Annotated in this window: 20 protein-coding genes; 10 read left to right on the forward strand and 10 right to left on the reverse strand. The window is 60.3% G+C overall.

The window, feature by feature from the left end; translation table 11 throughout:
* Window positions 1-112: 112 nt before the first annotated feature.
* Entirely contained in the window at window positions 113-1477 is a 1365-nt protein-coding gene (locus QEV83_RS14720) for a 4Fe-4S binding protein (RefSeq protein ID WP_280131084.1), read from the forward strand.
* Here QEV83_RS14720 and QEV83_RS14725 read toward each other — a convergent pair.
* The 6 genes from QEV83_RS14725 to QEV83_RS14750 form a co-directional block, all read right to left on the reverse strand.
* A complete protein-coding gene (locus tag QEV83_RS14725) occupies window positions 1452-2087 on the reverse strand; it encodes a nicotinate-nucleotide adenylyltransferase (protein ID WP_280128450.1) in 636 nt (211 codons plus the stop codon). The two genes, QEV83_RS14720 and QEV83_RS14725, sit on opposite strands and share 26 nt — an antisense overlap.
* Window positions 2084-3388 (reverse strand): glutamate-5-semialdehyde dehydrogenase, encoded by a 1305-nt coding sequence (locus QEV83_RS14730; protein ID WP_280131085.1) that lies wholly within the window; start codon window positions 3386-3388, stop codon window positions 2084-2086. Before QEV83_RS14730 ends, QEV83_RS14725 begins: the two co-directional genes overlap by 4 nt.
* On the reverse strand, window positions 3369-4571 hold the full coding sequence (gene proB / locus QEV83_RS14735) for a glutamate 5-kinase (protein ID WP_280128451.1): 1203 nt from the start codon (window positions 4569-4571) through the stop codon (window positions 3369-3371). Before proB ends, QEV83_RS14730 begins: the two co-directional genes overlap by 20 nt.
* Complete coding sequence (gene obgE, locus QEV83_RS14740; protein ID WP_280128452.1) at window positions 4568-5605, reverse strand: GTPase ObgE; 1038 nt, start codon at window positions 5603-5605, stop codon at window positions 4568-4570. Before obgE ends, proB begins: the two co-directional genes overlap by 4 nt.
* Before the next feature lie 215 nt (window positions 5606-5820).
* A complete protein-coding gene (phbB, locus tag QEV83_RS14745; protein ID WP_280128453.1) occupies window positions 5821-6546 on the reverse strand; it encodes an acetoacetyl-CoA reductase in 726 nt (241 codons plus the stop codon).
* 71 nt (window positions 6547-6617) lie between these two features.
* Complete coding sequence (locus QEV83_RS14750; RefSeq protein WP_280128454.1) at window positions 6618-7793, reverse strand: acetyl-CoA C-acetyltransferase; 1176 nt, start codon at window positions 7791-7793, stop codon at window positions 6618-6620.
* Between the two features lie 330 nt (window positions 7794-8123).
* Between QEV83_RS14750 and phaR the strand changes: the two genes are divergently transcribed.
* The gene (gene phaR / locus QEV83_RS14755) at window positions 8124-8759 is read left to right on the forward strand and encodes a polyhydroxyalkanoate synthesis repressor PhaR (protein WP_280128455.1); all 636 of its coding nucleotides are present in this window, start codon (window positions 8124-8126) and stop codon (window positions 8757-8759) included.
* A 29-nt stretch (window positions 8760-8788) separates the two neighbouring features.
* On the opposite strand, the gene QEV83_RS14760 is transcribed toward phaR, so the two are convergent.
* The gene (locus tag QEV83_RS14760) at window positions 8789-9247 is read right to left on the reverse strand and encodes a cupin domain-containing protein (protein ID WP_280128456.1); all 459 of its coding nucleotides are present in this window, start codon (window positions 9245-9247) and stop codon (window positions 8789-8791) included.
* 16 nt (window positions 9248-9263) lie between these two features.
* Window positions 9264-10034, reverse strand: a complete 771-nt coding sequence (gloB, locus tag QEV83_RS14765; RefSeq protein WP_280128457.1) for a hydroxyacylglutathione hydrolase — start codon at window positions 10032-10034, stop codon at window positions 9264-9266.
* Between the two features lie 158 nt (window positions 10035-10192).
* Here gloB and QEV83_RS14770 point away from each other — a divergent pair, with 158 nt between their 5' ends.
* Window positions 10193-10960, forward strand: coding sequence for a methyltransferase domain-containing protein (locus QEV83_RS14770; protein ID WP_280128458.1), 768 nt, complete (start codon window positions 10193-10195; stop codon window positions 10958-10960).
* On the opposite strand, the gene QEV83_RS14775 is transcribed toward QEV83_RS14770, so the two are convergent.
* On the reverse strand, window positions 10955-11653 hold the full coding sequence (locus QEV83_RS14775) for a phospholipase (protein ID WP_280128459.1): 699 nt from the start codon (window positions 11651-11653) through the stop codon (window positions 10955-10957). The genes QEV83_RS14770 and QEV83_RS14775 overlap by 6 nt on opposite strands.
* A gap of 179 nt (window positions 11654-11832) precedes the next feature.
* Here QEV83_RS14775 and gluQRS point away from each other — a divergent pair, with 179 nt between their 5' ends.
* Together gluQRS and QEV83_RS14785 are read left to right on the forward strand one after the other, a co-directional pair.
* Window positions 11833-12726, forward strand: coding sequence for a tRNA glutamyl-Q(34) synthetase GluQRS (gene gluQRS / locus QEV83_RS14780; RefSeq protein WP_280128460.1), 894 nt, complete (start codon window positions 11833-11835; stop codon window positions 12724-12726).
* A 213-nt stretch (window positions 12727-12939) separates the two neighbouring features.
* Window positions 12940-13593 (forward strand): DUF6134 family protein, encoded by a 654-nt coding sequence (locus tag QEV83_RS14785; RefSeq protein ID WP_280128461.1) that lies wholly within the window; start codon window positions 12940-12942, stop codon window positions 13591-13593.
* Between the two features lie 19 nt (window positions 13594-13612).
* Here QEV83_RS14785 and QEV83_RS14790 read toward each other — a convergent pair whose 3' ends face one another.
* Window positions 13613-15628, reverse strand: a complete 2016-nt coding sequence (locus QEV83_RS14790) for a M23 family metallopeptidase (protein ID WP_280128462.1) — start codon at window positions 15626-15628, stop codon at window positions 13613-13615.
* Between the two features lie 694 nt (window positions 15629-16322).
* Here QEV83_RS14790 and rplU point away from each other — a divergent pair.
* The 5 genes from rplU (at window position 16323) to QEV83_RS14815 (ending at window position 19920) form a co-directional block, all read left to right on the forward strand.
* The gene (gene rplU / locus QEV83_RS14795) at window positions 16323-16649 is read left to right on the forward strand and encodes a 50S ribosomal protein L21 (protein ID WP_280128463.1); all 327 of its coding nucleotides are present in this window, start codon (window positions 16323-16325) and stop codon (window positions 16647-16649) included.
* A 98-nt stretch (window positions 16650-16747) separates the two neighbouring features.
* Window positions 16748-17023 carry a 50S ribosomal protein L27 gene (rpmA, locus tag QEV83_RS14800; RefSeq protein WP_280128464.1) on the forward strand — a complete coding sequence of 92 codons (276 nt, stop codon included), beginning with the start codon at window positions 16748-16750 and terminating at the stop codon, window positions 17021-17023.
* A gap of 128 nt (window positions 17024-17151) precedes the next feature.
* Window positions 17152-17880 (forward strand): GNAT family N-acetyltransferase, encoded by a 729-nt coding sequence (locus QEV83_RS14805; RefSeq protein WP_280128465.1) that lies wholly within the window; start codon window positions 17152-17154, stop codon window positions 17878-17880.
* Window positions 17881-17908: 28 nt separating this feature from the next.
* Window positions 17909-18652: a TlyA family RNA methyltransferase gene (locus QEV83_RS14810; RefSeq protein WP_280128466.1), complete on the forward strand. Its 744-nt coding sequence runs from the start codon at window positions 17909-17911 to the stop codon at window positions 18650-18652.
* Window positions 18649-19920, forward strand: a complete 1272-nt coding sequence (locus QEV83_RS14815; RefSeq protein WP_280128467.1) for a class I SAM-dependent RNA methyltransferase — start codon at window positions 18649-18651, stop codon at window positions 19918-19920. The genes QEV83_RS14810 and QEV83_RS14815 overlap by 4 nt, the downstream gene beginning before the upstream one ends.
* The last annotated feature ends 49 nt before the right edge of the window (window positions 19921-19969 follow it).

Consider the following 19969-nt stretch of genomic DNA (forward strand, 5'->3'; position numbering starts at 1 on the left):
GGTTTGCATGACGGAATTCTTGGTTTCGCCAGAGCCCGTGCCCTCCCTTGCGGCGCCCGCGCATCCGGCTCCTCGTTTCGAACCGGAGCGCCGGGGCTGGCTCCCACGAGCGATGAACGCACTTGGCGACGGGTTGCGCCGCCATCAACGGCTCATCCAGCGAGGCCAATGGGCAATCGTTCTCGTTTATCTGGTTCTTGTCGCGATCCCAGCGTTTCTGCCTTTGCCTGGACGCCTGGCCCACATCTTTGACAATCTTACGCTCTTTGCGCAGTTCGCCTTTTGGGGTGTCTGGTGGCCGTTTGTCCTCCTCAGCATGGTTTTGGTTGGCCGCTCCTGGTGCGGGCTTTTCTGTCCCGAGGGGGCATTGACCGAGGCTGTGAGCCACTACAGCAGGGGCCATGCGATCCCCCATTGGATTACTTGGAAAGGCTGGCCCTTCGTGGCTTTTGCCATGACCACGATCTATGGGCAGATGATCAGCGTCTACCAATATCCAAAGCCAGTGCTGCTCATTCTCGGCGGCTCGACGCTGGGCGCGATCGTCACCGGCTATTTGTATGGCCGCAACAAGCGTGTCTGGTGCCACTATCTTTGCCCGGTGAACGGTGTCTTCGGCGTGCTCGCCAAACTGGCGCCGGTCCATTTCGCTGTCGACGAAGAGGCCTGGGCGGTGTCGCGGCAGACCGGGAACGCCGGGGTGCGGATGGTCAATTGCGCGCCGCTCGTCGCGATCAAGACCATGCGCGGCGCCTCCGACTGCCATATGTGCGGCCGCTGCAGCGGCTTTCGCGGCGCCATCAGCCTTTCGCCGCGCTCGCCCAATCACGAGATTGTCCATATCGCTGGAGCGGCGCCAAAGCGGTGGGAAAGCCTGCTCATCGTGTTCGGCCTCATGGGCATCGCGGCGGGGGCTTTTCACTGGAGCGTCAGTCCCTGGTATGTTGCGTGGAAGCAGGCGGCCGCTGGCTGGCTTGTCGATCATGGCGTGCTGTGGCCATTAACGGCGCAGCCGCCGTGGTGGGTTCTGACGGATTATCCCGCGCTCAACGATCAAATGACCGTTCTCGATGGCGGTGTCTTGTTGGCCTACATCGGCGTGACCGCGCTCGTCATTGGCGCCGCCGTGTCGTTCTTCGTGTGGCTTGCGGCGCGTGCCCTTGGACCCTCGCCCGCCGCCAGATTTCATCATCTCGTCCAGGCTCTCATTCCGATCGCGGGCTGCGGCGTGTTTCTCGGGCTTAGCGCGATCACCGTCACCATGCTGCGGGCCGAGGGCCTTGCGCTCGAATTTATAGGTCCCTTGCGGGCAGCGGTCCTCGGCGGCGCGGCGCTCTGGACCATCGTCCTTGGCTGGAAAATCGCGGGTATTGCGGGAGCGCCTGTTTTGCGCCGGGGTGCCGCGACTTTGTCGATCGCCTGCGCCGCTGCGATCGGCGTTGCGAGTTGGGTCATGCTGTTTTGGGTCTGGCAATGATCCGTTGAGATGTTTCGCGCAATGCCGTCGAGGACATCGGCGAGCGAGGCCCGTGGAGAAACACAAAAGCCGGTGGTACCTCCGTAACAAGACATCCGGCGTCCGCTTCATCGACACGGTAAGCCGCCAAGGTCTCCGCCGCGCGGCCGCTCGGGGCCGTGAGCGTCGAACCTGGGCGATCGACGATGGCGATCGGAACCAGCCGCGCGATCTCGCGCCAGTGCTGCCAGCGATCGAAGGAGCGGAAATTATCCGCCCCCATGATCCAGACAAAATGGACACCGGAGCATCGCCGCTTCAAATAGGTAATCGTCTGATAGCTATAGGCCGCCCCGATCCTCGCTTCGAGCACGCTCACCACGATGCGCGGATGCCGGCTGATTTTTACCGCCGCTTCGGCTCGCTCCGCGAGCGGCGCCAACTCGCTCTTGTCCTTCAACGGATTTGCCGGGCTCACGAGCCACCAGATGCGATCGAGGCGCAGGCGCCTTAACGCCAGCAGGCTCGCCGACCGATGTCCGTCATGAGGAGGATTGAAACTGCCACCGAAGAGGCCCACGCGCAGGCCAGGCACAAAAGGCGGGATCTTGACATAAGGCGCACAATTCAAGGGCGAGTCTGCCCAGTGCCGTGTACCCGGTATTTGAATGAGGTGAGTTGCTCCAGTCCGACTGGACCGCGCGCGTGCATCCGCCCCGTCGCGATGCCGATTTCCGCGCCGAAGCCAAACTCGCTGCCGTCGGCGAATTGCGTCGAGGCGTTGTGCATCACGATGGCCGAATCGACTTCCTTCAAGAAGTGCTCGGCCGCCGCCTGGTTTTCGGTGATGATACAGTCCGTATGATGCGAACCGCAGCGTTCAATATGCGCGATGGCCTCATCGAGATCCTCGACGACGCGCACGGAAATGATCGCATCAAGATATTCGGTCCGCCAATCCGCCTCGCTCGCGGCGGTAACCCGCGAGTCCACGGCGCGTGTTGCTTCGTCCCCCCGCACCGCGCACCCGGCATCAAGCAGCATTTTGACGAGCGGTGCGAGATGCGTCGCGGCGCAACCTTGGTCGACGAGCAAAGTCTCGGCGGCGCCGCAAATTCCGGTGCGCCGGAGCTTTGCGTTGCAAACGATAGATAGCGCCTTGCCGAGATCGGCGCCGCGATCGATATACACATGCACGATGCCTTCAAGATGCGCGAATACCGGCACCCTTGCCTCGGCTTGAACCCTCGCAACGAGGCTTTTGCCGCCACGCGGGACGATGACATCGAGATTGCCGCCAAGCCCGCCAAGCATTTCCCCGACCGCGGCGCGGTCCCGTACCGGCACGAGGCTGATTGCGGCGGTTGGCAGGTCAGCCGCGGCAAGTCCCGCCACGAGACATTCGTGGATACAGGTTGAGGAAAAAAAGCTTTCCGAGCCAGCGCGCAGAATGGCCGCATTGCCGGCCTTCAGACACAGCGCGCCGGCATCCGCCGTCACCGCCGGGCGGCTTTCGTAAATAACCCCGATGACGCCAAGCGGGGTTGCGATGCGCTCGATCAAAAGCCCGTTCGGTCGTTCGAACGTTGCGAGCACACGGCCGACGGGATCGGGGAGGGCGGCGATGTCATCGAGGCCCCTGGCCACAGCCTCGATGCGGGGTCCATCGAGGGCAAGCCGGTCGAGAAAGGCGCTGGCCGTGCCGTTCGCCTTGGCGGACGCCATATCGCGCGCATTGGCGGCAAGAATATCGTCCGCCCGCGCACGGATTGTTTCAGCGGCTTTGCGGATTGCAAGGTTTTTTGTCCCGGCCGAAGCGAGCGAAAGCGCGTGCGCGGCGGCGCGGGCTGAGCGGCCGATGCCGGCCATGAGCTCGACGGTGTTGGTCTCCCGGTGGTCGTCTTCGATAGTTTTAAGATGTCCCATTGGTATCCGGTTCCCATATGGCAATCTTGTCGTGAGCGAGCGCCATATCATCCCGGTGGATGATCACCGCGCGGCCCGGCGAGCCAAGCACAGTTGCAATGTCCTGCGAATTGCGCCCGGCGATCAAGACCGCATCGCTCGCGTCATAGGCGACGAGACCGCGGCCGATCTCGACGGCGCGGCTATCGCGGATCAAGACACAATCGCCGCTCGTAAAGCTGCCATCGACCCGTGTCACTCCGGCGGGCAGCAGGCTTTTGCCGCTGGCAATGGCGCGCGCCGCTCCCGCATCGACATGCAAAACGCCGCGCGGTTCGAGGGCGCCCGCGATCCATTTTTTCCGCGCGGTCATCGGGTTCGAGCCGGTCAGGAACCAGGTGCAGGGCGCCCCATCCTCGAGGCGAGAGACCGGGTGCTCGACCCGCCCGTCCGTGATGATCATATGGGTGCCGCCGGCCGTGGCGATTTTTGCTGCCTCAATCTTTGTGCGCATGCCGCCGCGCGAAAGCCGCGAAGCGGCGCCGCCTGCCATAGCCTCGATGGACGCGTCCACCCGGGCCACGACAGGAATGAGCTCCGCTGCCGGATTTTCCGATGGCGGCGCGGTATAAAGACCTTGCACATCGGAAAGCAAAATCAAGAGATCGGCGCTCGCCATCGTCGCGACGCGGGCGGCGAGGCGGTCATTGTCGCCATAGCGGATCTCATGGGTCGCGACCGTATCATTCTCATTGATCACCGGCACTGCGCGCAGATCAAGGAGGCGGCCGATGGTTGCCCTGGCGTTGAGATAGCGCTGGCGCTCCTCCGTGTCCCCGAGCGTGACGAGAATTTGGCCTGCGGTGAGCTTTCGGTCCGCGAGAACCTCCGCCCAGATGCGCGCCAAGGCGATCTGCCCGATGGCGGCGGCAGCCTGGCTGTCTTCAAGTTTAAGGTCACGTTCCGGCAGGCCGAGCACGGTGCGCCCCAGAGCGATCGCGCCCGATGACACGACAAGAACATCGGCGCCGCGTGCGTGCAGATCCGCGATGTCTTGCGCCAGCGATTCGAGCCATGTTCGCTTGACGCAGCTTTGCCCGCGATCGACGAGCAGCGACGAGCCCGCCTTGATGACGACGCGCTTGAAATCCTTGATTTGGGGCAGGCTGGCGGGAGGAGACGCCACGGCCACTTGGGTTGCCGCGTTCAAGGATGCCACTCCGCGGCGGTGGCGGGCTGAACCATCTTGGCGGCTCTTGCTTCGTCGATCTTTGCCAAAACCAGCCGCAACGTTTCGGTGAGATGGACCCCAGTCGCCGACGAAAGCCGCAGCGGTGTTTGCTTGGCCGCCCGCTGGAGGCGGAGCGCCTGAGCTTGCAACGCCACCTTATCGACCGTGTCAATTTTCGAAAGGGCGACAATCTCGGGCTTGTCCGCGAGACCGCCGCCATAGGCTTCGAGTTCGCGGCGCACGGTTTTATAGGCCTTGCCCGCATGCTCGGTTCCAGCATCGACCAAATGGAGCAACACTCGGCAGCGTTCGACATGGCCCAGAAACCTGTCGCCAAGCCCATGACCTTCATGCGCACCTTCAATGAGACCCGGAATATCGGCGATGACGAATTCACGGCCATCGCAAGCTGCAACGCCGAGCTGCGGATGCAAGGTGGTGAAGGGATAGTCGGCGATTTTAGGCTTTGCTGAGCTGACGGTCGCGAGAAATGTCGATTTTCCGGCATTGGGCAAGCCGACAATCCCGGCGTCGGCGATCAGCTTCAAGCGAAGCACGATGGTCCGTTCCTCGCTTTCCTGGCCCGGATTGGCGCGGCGGGGAGCCTGATTGGTCGAAGATTTGAAATGAGCGTTGCCGAAGCCGCCGTTGCCGCCTCGCGCGAGGCGGATGCGTTGGCCAACCTCGGTGAGATCAGCGAGAAGAACCTCGCCGTCCTCGTCAAAGATCTGGGTGCCAGCGGGCACTTTCAAAATTGCGTCGGCGCCTTTGCCGCCCGAGCGATTCCTCCCCATTCCGTGCATGCCGGTGGCCGCCTTGAAATGCTGCTGGTAGCGGTAATCGACCAAGGTGTTGAGGCCAGAGACGCATTCGGCGATGACGTCGCCGCCGCGGCCGCCATCGCCTCCATCGGGGCCGCCGAATTCAATGAATTTCTCGCGCCGGAACGACAAGCACCCGGCCCCACCGGCGCCTGACTTAATATAAACCTTTGCAGTATCGAGAAACTTCATCGCAAAATCTTAATCTGGACCGGAAATTGAGAGCACGGTCCGGGAAAGTCGCATATTTTTTGGTTAAGATCATGCGGAAAAGCAAAACTGGCGACGCAGGGCTCGCTCGAAGGCCCAGCTGCCGCGAGCTCGGCCTACTTTCAACGCTCCCAAAAGTGCGGAAATCACACCAACGCAATAGGATGCCGTCGTCGCCTTATCCTTAAGCGCGGCGATTACACCATATATTGTCCGCCATTGATGGTGAGCGTCGAGCCGGTGATGAAACCGGCCTCGGGGGCGACAAGAAAGACGACGCATCGGGCGACTTCCTCCGGCTCCCCAAGCCGCCGAACCGGAATCAATGGCAGGACCGATTTTTCCAAAACCTCGGCGGGAACAGCCTTGACCATGTCGGTCGCAATATAGCCGGGGCAAATGGCATTAACTGTGATCCCTTTACCGGCGTTTTCCTGGGCGAGGGCTTTGGTGAAGCCAATGTCGCCCGCTTTCGAGGCCGTATAATTGGTTTGACCCACTTGGCCCTTCTGGCCGTTGATTGAGGAGATGTTGATGATGCGGCCAAAACAGCGTTCCCGCATACCCTCGATCAGCGGCCGCGTCATATTGAAAAGCGAATTCAAATTGGTGTTGATCACCTCGTACCATTGCTCCGGCGTCATTTTGTGAAACATCGTGTCGCGGGTGATCCCGGCATTGTTGATGAGAATATCGATTGGCCCTATCTCATGGCCGACCTTGGCGAGGCCTTCGGCGCAGGCCTTGTAGTTCGACACATCCCATTTGTAGACGGGGATTCCCGTCTCCGCCTTGAATTTCACGGCGACGGTGTCGTTACCGGCATAGTTCGCGGCGACGGTGTAACCCGCCTCCTTGAGAGCCACGCTTATGGCGGCACCGATCCCGCGCGTGCCGCCGCTGACTACCGCTATCCTGGCCATGCGCTCCGCCCCTTCCATTTTTTGCTTAACGAAAGCGATTCAAACTGAAATGCCACCACCCGTCGCGGCGCTCAGCGCTCGACGGCCAAGGCAATGCCCATGCCGCCGCCGATGCACAGTGTCGCCAGGCCCTTTTTGGAACCCCGGCGCTGCATTTCGTGCAGAAGGGTCACGAGGACCCGGGCGCCCGACGCCCCGATCGGATGGCCGATCGCAATGGCACCGCCATTGACGTTGACGATCGCCGGATCCCAGCCCATGTCCTTGTTGACTGCCAGCGCCTGCGCCGCGAAGGCTTCGTTCGCCTCGACGAGATCGAGATCCTTAACCTTCCACCCGGCTTTTTCGAGCGCCTTGCGGGAGGCGGGGATTGGGCCGGTGCCCATGATCGCCGGATCAACCCCGGCGCTCGCCCATGCGGCGATTCGTGCAAGCGGTGTTAGGCCCCGGGCGGCAGCGTCCTTGGCGCTCATCAAGACGACGGCGGCGGCGCCGTCGTTGATGCCCGACGCATTTCCCGCGGTCACGGTACCGTCCTTGGCGAAGGCGGGTTTTAACTTCGCGAGTGCCTCAAGGGTCGTCCCCGCACGAATATACTCGTCCGAATCTACGATGATGTCGCCCTTCTTCCCGCTCACCGTGAAGGGAGCGATTTCTTCCTTGAAGTGACCGGCCTTCTGTGCCGCTTCCGCCTTGTTCTGTGAGGCGAGCGCGAATTTATCCTGGTCTTCGCGGCTAAGCTGCCATTTCGCCGCCACATTTTCCGCCGTCTGACCCATGTGGTAGCCGTTGAACACGTCGGTTAGCCCATCGCGAATCATGGTATCGACGAATTTGAGATCGCCCATTTTGGTGCCGCCGCGCAAATAAGCGCCGTGTTGGGAGAGCGACATGCTCTCCTGGCCGCCCGCGACGACGATCTTGGCGTCGCCACTGGCGATTTGCTGCAGGCCGAGCGCCACCGCGCGGAGGCCTGAGCCGCACACTTGGTTGAGCCCAAAGGCGGTCTTGCTTTGCGGCACGCCGGCCTTGATCGCCGCCTGACGGGCGGGATTTTGGCCCTGGTTCGCGGTCAAGACTTGGCCAAGAATCACCTCATCGACGTCCGCTGCGTCGGTCTTGGCGCGGGTCAGCGCCGCCTTGATCACCGCAGCGCCAAGCTCATGCGCGGGTATCGTTGCGAAGGCGCCGTTGAAAGACCCAACGGCCGTACGCGCCGCGCTCACGATAACGATTTCCTCCGGCATGCGGAACCCTCCTGAATTTTGACCGTCTCAATTTGGACCGCGACGCTCGTATGACAGACATATGTTACCATTGCCAAGGGGCGTCCGCGACCATGCTTTTGACACTCGTATCACAATGGCGATGAAATTTCGCAAGTGTTATTGCGCCGGAATCACTGAGAATTCTCATGCATATATACTTATATACGTCTTCTGGACATGAGGGATGTGCTCCTTGCCAGCTGGTCACCCCCGCTGGTAGCAGACCCTGTTTGCGCTTAAGGCGTCGTGGCGCTATCAAGATGTGTCTTGCCTGGAATTGAATTTGACTTCCTTGAGGAAGCTTTGGCCATGTCGAAAGATAAAAGCCCTATTATCATCAAAAAATACGCGAACCGGCGGCTCTACAACACGGACACAAGCTCCTATATCACTCTCGAGGATTTGGCTTCCATCGTGAAGAAAGGCGATGATTTTGTCGTCTATGACGCCAAGAGCGGCGACGACATCACCCGCTCGGTGCTGGCTCAAATCATTTTCGAGCAAGAAGGCAAGAACGGGCAGAGCCTTTTGCCAATTACGTTTCTGCGCCAGCTTATCCGCTTTTATGGCGACAGCATGCAAATGCTGGTGCCGAGTTATCTGGAATTTACCATTGGTAAGCTGGTCAACGAACAAACCAAATTCCGCGAGAAATTCGCCAAGAATTTCCCCAGCCCCTTGGCCACGCCGGTGTTTGGTTCGATCGAGGAACAGGCACGTAAGAATATGGCGGTCTTCGAACAGGCCCTGGCCATGTTTACCCCGTTTGGAAATCCACTCCAATCGGTGTCCGGGACTCCCGGGGTTCAACCCGCGGGCGATAAATCCGCTGCCGGTTCTGGGGAGGAGCACTCCTCTCAAGATCCTCATACGGATCTTGAAGAATTGAAGCGCCAGCTCGACCAGCTGCAAAAGCAGATCGAAACCTTCGTGCCCAAGCCGTGATGCCGTCTCCCACCAGTTGAAGCGAGCCTTCATTCGCCTCCGCCACCGCACTCCCAGCTGGGCGGGGCGAGTTCAAAGCCGGAGAATTCGAAGCCCGGCGCGACACTGCAGCCAACCAAACTCCAAGCTCCAAGGCTCGCGGCGGTCTGCCAGCAATGGGCCGGAACAACGCATTGGGGGCGCTCGCCAGCGGTCAGGCTGGAACCCAAGCGATGCACGCTCGGCGCATCGCCTTTGCTTGAAATTTTTATCTCCAATGAGGCCCCGGCGTAATAATGCCAAACCTCCACCGCATCCACGCGATGCCAGCGCGATATTTGCCCGGCTTCGAGAAGAAAATAAATCAGCGTCGAGACCGCGCGGCCATGTAAACCTTGCGCCGGATCACGAAAGGTTTCCCGGAAATACCCGCCTTCCGGATGCGGGCGCAGATCGAGCAAGGCGATGATAGCGGCGGCGCTCAAGGGAGCAACAGGATCGTTCGCCATCTGAGGGTCCATAGGGTCAAAACCGGTTCTTGCGTTCGCGCAGTTCCGTGAACACCGCAGCCGGATCGGCACCCGCCATTCGAAGCTGCTTTTGGATGCCGGGGTCGTCCGCCCGCAAAAAGGGATTTGTCGCAAGCTCGATCGCGATCGTCGTCGGCAAGGTGAGTTGGCCAGCTTCCCGCTGCCGTGCGACGTCCACGGCGCGCTCTTTCAAAACCGCGTTGGAAGGATCGACAGTTAGCGCGAAACGCGCATTGGCCAAGGTGTATTCATGTCCGCAATAGACCTGCGTTTCCCCTGGAAGCCCAGCGAGTTTCATCAACGAGTGAAACAGCACGGGGGGATTCTCCTCGAGGGCGCGGCCGCACCCCATCGCAAACAAAGTATCCCCGGCAAAAAGAATATCCTCACCCGCGAACCAATAGGTGACATGGCCAGAGGTGTGTCCCGGAACCTCGATGACTCGAGCTTCGAGCGTACCCGTCATAACGCCGCTGCCTTCCTCAACGGGGAGGTCGAGGTGGCCGATCTTAGCGGCCTCCCTCGCCGGTCCGACAACGCGGGCGCGGGGAAAATGTGCCTTCAGCCCGGCGATCCCTTGGACATGATCGAAATGGTGATGGGTGATCAAGATGTCGGTCAGGCTCCATTCCCTTGCCGCGAGCGCGGCCAGAATAGGAGCGGCCTCAGGCGCGTCGATCGCCGCCGTGGCGCGCGTTGCCGGATCATGTAAAAGGACACCGAAATTGTCCTCCAGGCATAGAAACTGCTGAATGTGGGGGGCCATGGTCCCTGGTCCAAAGAGTTGTCCGGCACAGCTCCGCGCAATGGGGTCATGAGGCAGCCTCCGGGTGCCGTTACTATGGCGTCAAATCAAGGCTTTATTTTTGCGCCAGGGAGGCGGATCATCGGCCGCAGTTTAACGGCCGGAAAAGACGGCAGTCCATGTCCATCGATGTGATCGATCTTCGTTCTTTCTACAGTTCGTCCTTGGGCGAAATCGCAAGGCGGATTGTCCACAAAATCGTGCGGCAGCGTTTTGCCAATTGCTCGGGCTATTCGATTCTCGGTGTGGGCTACGCAACACCTTATTTGGAGATTTTCCGCGAGGAAGCGGTGCGGGTGCTGGCGTTCATGCCGGCCGAGCAGGGCGTCGTAAACTGGCCCGTCTCGGGTTTGTCATCTTCGGCGCTGATCGAAACAACCGCGCTGCCATTGCCAAATTCCTGTATCGACCGGGCGCTTGTCGTCCATGCGTTGGAAATCACCGAGCACCCGCGTGATCTCCTCGCCGAAATCTGGCGGATTTTAACGCCCGGCGGGCGCGTCGTCGTCGTGGTGCCTGGCCGCTCCGGACTCTGGGCGCGGCTCGACCGGACACCGTTCGGGCATGGGCGGCCCTATTCGCGCGGTCAATTGGCGGAACTCTTGCGCGAGTGTCTGTTTTCCCCGACCCATTGGTCGGAAGCCTTGTATGTGCCGCCGTTCCAGCGCCGGACTTGGCTGCACGCGGCGGCGTTCGTCGAGGAGATTGGCGTTGGTCTCTCATTGCCGTGTGGCGGCGTCTTGATCGTCGAGGCGACCAAGCTCTTGTACCGGCCGATCGCGATCCGCAATCCATTGGCTTATGCGGAGCCGCGCCGCCAGCCCGTCCTGTTGCCGGAACCGGCCGGGGTCACTCCTGGAATGGTGACGGGGCGGATCGTCTCATAAGCGCGCGGAAACACCGGCGGCCGGTTTCACACCGAAGCATTTGGCAAGGAACAAGCCGCCGTGCAGGAGACCTTCGCCGTCGATCCCATGTCCAAGACCAATCGAAAGATGCCATTGGCATGGAAATCCGGCCTGCGCCAATTCGGCCGCCGAAAGGAACAAGGCTTCGGCCGGGATGACGTCATCCTCGCTGCCATGGACGAGCAGGACCGGGGGAGACTTACCGGAGGGACTGGGCGGCACGGCTTGAGGTTGATTTTCCGCAGCGACAAGCTCGCCGGAATAGCCGAGAATTGCTGCCGGCGGCCGTGCCCGCCGCAATCCGGCATGCAAGGCGAGCATCGTCCCCTGGCTGAAGCCGACCAGAGCCAGCCGGCTGTTATCCAGGCCTTGCCGGTCGAGTTCGGCATCAAGAAATGCGTCGAGAAGCGGGGCGGCCTTGTTGACTCCAATCCAGCGCTCATTCGGATCACGCATGGTCAAACGAAACCATTGGCGCCCGCCTGGCACTTGCCCGCACGGCTCGACCGCATTCGGAGCGACAAACGCTGCGCCTGGCAATAGAGCGCGCCATTGCTGGCCGATCGCAATCAGATCGTTGCCGTTGGCGCCATAGCCATGCAGAAAAACGACGAGTTGTTCCGCCGTCCGCGATTTTGCCGCGAGTCGCGGTCCGTCGAGCGTTACCGCCATGTGACAATGTCCGGTGAGATTTGGAGGTGTATTGACGGCTCTTGAGCGCGAAGGTCAAGACCTGTGCGGATAAGGGCAAGAGCAATCACGCCGCAGTTTGTTAACAGCGAAGTGAAGGGGAAGAACTTGCCAGAGTTACCGGGGCGGGTTTGTATTGCCGGCCTGGAGCTTTCAGACATATGACGAGGTCCTTTACCAGCGGCGTTTTCCGGTTCGCGCCTTCTTCCAACGGCTACCTCCACCTTGGCCACGCCTACTCGGCAATGTTAAACTTCCTCTTGGCTGGACCGGGGGGAGGCCGTTTCTTGCTGCGAATCGAGGATATCGATCGTGAGCGGTGCAGGCCCGAATTCGAGGCGGCCATTTACGAAGATCTCGCTTGGCTTGGGCTCACCTGGGAAACCCCCGTTCGCCGCCAGGCCGAGCATTTTGACGCCTATGCGGGTGCTCTCGCCAAGCTCACGGCGCAGGGACTGACCTACCCGTGTTTTTGTTCGCGGCGCGAGATCATGGACGCCGTCGCGGGCCGTGCCGGCTGGCCGCGTGACCCGGATGGTTCGCCGTTCTATCCGGGGACCTGCAAGCATCTTTCGCGTAGCGAACTTCAGCGGCGGATTTCGGCTGGCGAACCAGCGGCGCTGCGAATCAACATGGAAGCTGCGACGGTTAAAGTTGGCCGCCCGCTTATTTGGCGGGAAATCGGGCCAGATTTACAATCGCGCGAAATTGCCGGCGAGCCTTCGTTGTGGGGAGATGCGACACTTTCGCGCAAGGATATTCCTGCAAGTTATCACATAGCCGTCGTTGTCGATGATGCGCTGCAAGGTGTGACGGATGTGGTCCGGGGAGAAGATCTCTATTTGGCGACGGGGTTGCATCGTCTCTTGCAGGCCTTGCTCGATCTTCCGGTGCCGTCCTATCGCCATCACGCGCTGTTGCGCGACGCTTCAGGTCTGAAATTGTCAAAAAGTGCGAGGGCAAAGCCAATCCGGGCGTTCCGCGAGGAAGGTCTTTCCGCCGCCGCGGTACGGGACAGGCTTTCCCCCGACCTGGTTTTTATAGGGGCGCCGTGACAGAGCACCGCCGGACCCCGACATTCTTTGGCCTTGAAGCCACCGTATCGCCATAAAAATGAGCAAATTGAAGCCTCAAATAAACACCAATCAGCCACAGGCTTGGCTTTACGGAGCTTCCGGCGCCATTGCTCATAACTCTTCCCCCGCGTCTCACAACCGACGCTTTTCTCAAGAAAGTGTCGCGAGCAATCTCCACAAATGGTGGTCCATATGCGAACAATTGCCCTTTCCTTAACGCTACTTCTTCTGCCCGTTGTACCGGCGGGTGCCGATAATCCTCCCGCAGCGACCAAGATCCACAAAGTCTTCGATATTGTCCGCGGAAGCGATAAAATCGGCACCGACACAGTCGACATCGAACATCAGAATGATACGACCACAATAAAGGTCAAAACAGACGTTTCCGTGAAGGTGATGTTCATCGAAGCGTACCGCTACGAACATTCCGGCGACGAAACGTGGAAGAACGGCCACCTCGTTGCCTTTAAGTCCCGAACCAACGACAATGGCACGAAACATTCCATCGACGTCAAGGTGGCGCCCGACAAGCTGAGCATGGAGGCTGATGGCAAGCACAGTGAGCTGCCGAAGACCGCCACGCCGGCGAGTCTGTGGAACATAGACGTAATCCATCAGACCGAGACTTTCGATCCCGATACCGGCAAGCGCCTATCGATGAAAGTGACGGACATGGGCGAAGAAACATTAACCATGCATGGTGCGCAACATCAGACCCACCACTACAAGATCGCCGATACGCTCGAGGGTGAGTTCGCGCGCGAACTTTGGTACGATGGCGACGCACTCGTCCGGACCAAGATTATCGGCTCCGACAATTCGGTGATCATTACAGATTTGCGCTAAAGCGTCCGTTCGCCGCGCGTCAGTGATCCTGGCGAGCGGCGATCCGGTCAGCGTTGGGGGCTTTGAGGACCAAGCTGTCAATGCGTTCGCGTTCACGTTTGAAATTGGCGAGCATGCGGCCATCGAATTCGCGGGTACGGGCAAGTTTCACCCGCATCGGATCAACAAAATGTCCGTTGACCATGATCTCGTAGTGGAGATGCGGTCCGGTGGCGAGCCCCGTCTGACCAAGATAGCCGATTGGCTGGCCCTGCCGCACATGCGCCCCTTCGGTCGCGCCGCGTGCAAACCCGGACATGTGGTTGTAGGTCGTGATATAGCCGTTGGCGTGCTGGATCTCGACGCGGCGGCCGTAGCCTGAATCCCATCCTGCCTTGATGATGGTGCCGCTGCCCGCCGCGAAAATCGGCGTACCGATCGGGGCGGCCCAATCAACTCCGGTATGCGGCCGCGAATAGCCAAGGATCGGATGATACCGTATCCCGAAGCCGGAGGTAAACCTGCCTCCGACGATTGGCATGCGAACCAAAAACTTGCGGGTCGAACGGCCGTCTTGATCATAATAATCGATGACGCCGTCATCGGGAGTCTGAAACCGGTAGTAGCGGTAAGTCTCATTGCGGGCGGTAATCGTAGCGTAAAGCAGCTGATTGTGTCCCTCGCCTTCCTCGCTTTCATCATAGAAGGCCTCGAATGAATCGCCCCCGCTGACCGCGCGTCCAAAGTCGACGTCATTGGCGAAAATCCGGACAAGCTCATCGGTGACCGGACGCGGAATTTCTTGCTTCATCGCGGTTTCGTAAAGCGAATCATAAAGCCGCATGCCGTCGGTGTCATCGGAATCATCGCTCTCACCGGAGTTTTGCCGTTTGGCGGTGCGGCGCGGCAGAGTCACTGGGACATATTCGCCGCGATCATTCACCGCGATATTCGTCTCCAGGGTCTCGCCCGAATATACCGAAAGGCGGGCAAGCGTCATCGTGGTGCCCGAACCATCGAGATCGGCAAAGAGCAGCTTGAGGCGTGCCCCTTCCGCCACCACGGCGCGGCCGCTTGGCGTTCCGAAGGCCGCAATGATTCCTTTGATCTGATCGTTTGTTACACCCGCGGAGCGCAGCACGCTTTCAAGTGTCTCACCGTGCCGGATCACGACGAGACGTTCTTCCATTTGAGTTGCCTCGGAAACGCGTGGCGTGCGCCCGATATTTGATACATTTTCCGGGACCATGCGGACTTCGATTGTGGAAAACGGAGCCGTCGAGATCGGTTCGCCAGGATTGGCATACGCCAACACATTTGGCAGATAGGCGCGGGAGGTGCGCATCAGAAGAAGCTGCGGCGGCAAGGGGAGCGGTCTTGCGCCCGCCGCCATAGTGTTTTTGACCTGCTCCGCGATCTGCGCTTGAACCTCCTCCATCGAGAGCGCGGCTGCCAGCGAAAATTTCTGGCCGGCCAACTCGCGCGTGGACCATGAGATTTCGGCGTCGTCCTGGACCGGTTCAGGGGCGGCATCCAAGGCATTGCGTGCACCGGCCAGAACCTTCAGCGGATTGAATTGCGGCACATCGTCGGAAAGGCCGAAGCTTGCTAGCGTCAAGGTCGTCTGGACATGGGTGAAGGTGTGGACTTTCATAACCTCCTTGTCGCCGGACTGGATCGCGGCCGGTGCTTGGAAGCTCTGCTTTTCGGCGATGATATCGACGGCTTTGACGAGCCGGTCACCCTTGCGAGAGTTTACCCCATAGTCGAGGGTGATCTCCTTACGTTGCGAAAGCGCTGGCGCCGTAGGCTCGGCGAAATATGTTTGATGTCCAAGCGCCGCATAGATGGCGGCCGCGATGAGGGCGCCACCGGAAACGCCGGTCAGGAGGGTCCCTGCGAACCAGCGGAGAGAGACTTTGCGGCGATCGAAGGAAGCCTGCCGTGCGCCGCTGGTCTCGATCGCTGGATCGATGCCAAAGTCTATGGCGCCAAACCGGGAGGGTCGAAGGCGAAAGCCGTGGCTCTGAGGTCCCAATTGCGCGCTCATCGTCATTGCGCGGCTTCAATCTTGGCTACGGCCGCCGAGGGTCTGGCGATGCCGGGCAAGGTGATGTGAACCCCAAAGCATGTTCCGAAAAAGGTGAGCGGCTTTTTCGAATCCAACATGCTCCCCCTTTAATGAAACTGCCTGAGCCTGTCCGATTCCGTAAATTGACGGTATCTGGAGGCGTTCTTGGTTTGCGCGGAAGCTCGTAAACGCTTCGGTAAGACGACCCATTGAACAAACCTTTTGAAAATGGCTCAAATGCGGCGTAGCCTAAGGAGGTTGCGCCGGGCCTGCCTTGTTGCGACGCCGCACGGACGCGTGCAAGCGGGGCTGTTCTGCTGAAAACCATATTCTCAGAAGGGAAAATTTTGGAGTTTCCTGGTGTGGCGCAGGCCGTGTGGCGGTTGACAACTGGCGCTTGGCTTTGTAGATACCCGAGCCGAACGACAGCGAAACCCGCTCGCTCGCGATCGGACGACTGCGTCAAGCATCTCGCAATATAGGCCATTTCGGGCGTCAAGCCATGAAGCCTGCGCGATAGATGCCTTTACGAAGGTTTGGACGTATATTTTTTGAGGGTCCGGGGACGCCGCCGGATTTCAGACCCCGTTTCGTCTCAGGCCGAGATGTAACGTGTTAAGATTGAAATTTTGTCAGTTGCGCTTGATCACGAAGCGTCCGAGACATGAGGGAAGCCCAGTTGTTCGCAGTTATCAAAACCGGGGGCAAGCAGTACAACGTCACCGCCGGGGACACGATCACCGTCATGACGCTCGCGGGCGAGCCCGGGGATGCCGTGACATTCGATCATGTTCTCATGCTGGCTGGTGACGGAGCACCGGCATTAGGAACCCCTTTCATCGAAGGCGCCAGTGTCGCGGGCGAGATCGTTGAGCACACGCGCGGACCGAAGGTGATCGCCTTTAAAAAGCGCCGGCGGCAGAATTCCAAGCGCAAGCGCGGTCATCGCCAGGATTTGACGCGGGTCAAGATCACAGGCCTTCCTGGGGCCGCGCCAACCAATTGAACCGCTATCCTGGATAATCCGCGTTCCGCTTCGGCGAAGATTTGTTTGATGCGAAAGAGCGCACTGCGCGATATTCGCGCAGTTTTGGAGCCTGACCGATGGCACATAAAAAAGCAGGTGGATCGTCCCGCAACGGCCGCGATTCCGATGGGCGGCGCCTAGGCGTCAAGAAATTCGGCGGCGAATCCGTCATCGGCGGAAACATTATTGTGCGCCAGCGCGGGACCAAATGGCATCCCGGCGCGAATGTCGGAATTGGGACCGATCATACGTTATATGCCTTGATCGAAGGAAAGGTCGCTTTCCGGACCAAGGCCGATGGACGCGCCTATATTTCGGTCCAACCATTGCCGCAAACAGCGCCCACGGAATAGGGGAGGCGGGAAACCTCCACCTGATCCCGATCCCACGGACCCGGTGGACTTGGTTTTTCAAACGCGAGAACCACTCCTGAAATTCAGGAGGCTAAAGTCCGGAAAACCCGCAAGGGTCGGAAAGGGGCGTGGATACCACCGCCCTTTATTGGTCGAAAGCCCGCGATGGGCTGACCACCGGAGCCAGCATGTTCCCGGATTTGACCACTGACGACATTTTTCGCATCGAGACAAGGCGGCTCTGGTTGCGCTGGCCGCGCGCGTCTGATGTTGTATCGATCACAAGTTTCGCCAGCTTGCCGCATGTCGCGCGGATGACCGCGTTGATTCCGCATCCCTATCCGCCCGGCGAGGCGGAGCGGTTCGTCATGAAGGCGCGTGCCGACAACGCCGGCGGCTCGGCACTCAATCTCGCGATGACCCAAAAAGGTGCCGGTCGTCAGATCATTGGTCTGGTTGGTGCGCATCTGGCTACCGCGTCGGACATGGAAATCGGCTATATGCTCACGCCCGCTGTCTGGGGTAAGGGTCTTGCGACCGAGGCCGTCATAGCGCTCGCCGACACGGTTTTTAGCCTCACTCGGGCCGACCGAATCATTGCGAATGCGCGTGTCAACAATTTGGCATCGCGCCGGGTTCTCGAGAAAACCGGCTTCGTTTTTGTTGATACGGGTCTCGACTTTTTGCCCGCGCGCGGGGGCTTGCACCCTTGCGATAGGTTGCAGCTCAACCGCCAAGCGTGGGCGGCGGCGAGGAAAGCCAGGGGCGAGAAACGGCCTATGCCGCCCATGGTGCAGCAAGCCCATGACACAACCAGCGCGAAAGAGCTGCCGTCTGTCCGGCAAGCCGAAGGCTGATGATGCGGAGTGAGCAAAGCAAAGGCGCATGAACACCAAATCTTTTGCGTCACCGCGCGCCGATGTTGCGCTTGTCGAACGCCAGCTCTTTCCAAGCAGAGCCAAGGCGCAGGAAGCGATTGCGGCCGGACTTGTGCGGTCCGATGGGAAAATCATCCGCAAAGCCTCCGAGCCAATCCCGCCAGGGGCCCAGATAGAAGCCGCCCCCGCCTATCCTTGGGTGTCGCGCGGCGGCGTCAAGCTTGCTGCCGCGCTCGACGCTTTCGGCTTCGATCCCGCCGGACGCGTGTGTCTCGACGCTGGTGCCTCGACGGGTGGTTTCACCCATGTTCTGCTGACACGCGGCGCCGCCGAAGTCATTTGCGTGGATTGCGGACATGGCCAATTGCACCCTTACATCGCAAGCGATCCGCGGGTCGTATCGCATGAAGGCTTGGATGTCCGGCATGTGACCAAAGCCTTGCTCGCGCAGGCGCCGTCCTTCATCACCTGCGATGTGAGCTTCATATCGCTTGCTTTGATTTTACCAGCTTTGCTGCCGCTCGCTGCGGCACGTGCGCAACTGGTCGTCTTGATCAAGCCGCAATTCGAAGCGGGCCGTGGTCACACAGTCAAAGGCATCGTCAAAGACGGCGCGGTGCGGCGCCAAGCCTGCGAAAAAATCGAAAGCCTGGTCAACAGCCTCGGCTGGCAAATCGCCGGGATCATGCCGTCCCCGATTGAAGGCGGTGACGGCAATCAAGAGTTTCTTCTCGGCGCGCAACGGGGATGATCAGCTTCCATACGCGCCTTACGATCGACCGGCTCGGAAGGCGGGGTGAAGGAGTCGCGCAAGGCCCCGATGGGCTGATTTTTGTTCCTTATGCGCTGGCTGGCGAGACAGTCATCGCGGAAATCGATGGGTCCCGCGGCACCTTGATCGAGGTCCTGACCCCGAGCCCGGACCGGATCACGCCATTCTGCCGTTATTATTCGCGATGCGGCGGCTGCGCGGTGCAGGCGCTTCGCGTGGAGACCTACGCGCAATGGAAGCGCGATCTCGTTGCCGAAGCCTTGCAGCGGGCGGGCCTTCACGCCGAAGTCGCCGTCCTGATCGATGCACATGGGGCAGGCCGAAGGCGCGCCACGTTTCACGCGCGTTATCCGCAAGGTCGGGCAAAGACCGGCTTCACCCAGGCGCGCACCCATGACATCGTGGAAATCGCATCCTGCCCGGTGCTCGCCTCCTCTCTGGACGAGGCGTTGCCAGCTGCCCGCGCTCTGGCGCAAACATTGGCCGCCTCGGACAAGCCGCTCGACATTCTCGTCACCGCGACGGCATCCGGCCTCGATGTCGATCTCAAGGGCCACGGCCCGCTCGGCGAGGCCGCAACCCAGCGGCTCGTCAAGATTGCGCTCGCCCACAATCTCGCCCGGCTTTCAAATCATGGGGAGGTAGTTGTCTCTAACCGCACGCCAATACTCACCATGGGAAAGGCGATCGTGGCGCCGCCGCCAGGGGCTTTCTTGCAGGCCACCGAAAGCGGCGAGGACATTCTCGCGGCGAAAGTTTGCGCGCATATCAACGGGGCAAAACTCGTCGCCGATCTTTTCTCCGGTATCGGGACTTTTGCCCTGCGGCTAGCAGAATTCGCAAAAGTCGATGCCTTCGACCTTGAAGAGTCAGCGCTCCAGGCTCTGGCAAAAGCTGCTTGCGTCAAAGGCTTGCATCAAGTGGCGGTGACGCCGCGCGATCTCTTTACCCGGCCACTCTGTCCGGCGGAACTGGAACGCTATGATGCGATCGTATTCGATCCGCCGCGCGCCGGTGCCGAGCAGCAGGCAAAGGCGCTCGCCGCCTCGCAAGTGCCGCTCATTGTCGCGGTGTCGTGCAACGCCGATAGTTTTGCACGCGATGCCGCGATCCTATGCGCGGGGGGCTACCAAATCTCCAAGGTCGAGCCCATCGATCAGTTTCGCCACACGCCGCATGTCGAAATCGTCGCAGGCTTTCGGCGGCAAACGGAGAAGCGGCGGCGTATCCGGCCGCTTCTCGGCTAGATTTTCGAACCAGCGACCTATCGGGGCGGAACGAGACGCCCGCCCCTTT

It is taken from the genome of Methylocapsa sp. D3K7, assembly GCF_029855125.1.
Classification (GTDB): domain Bacteria; phylum Pseudomonadota; class Alphaproteobacteria; order Rhizobiales; family Beijerinckiaceae; genus Methylocapsa.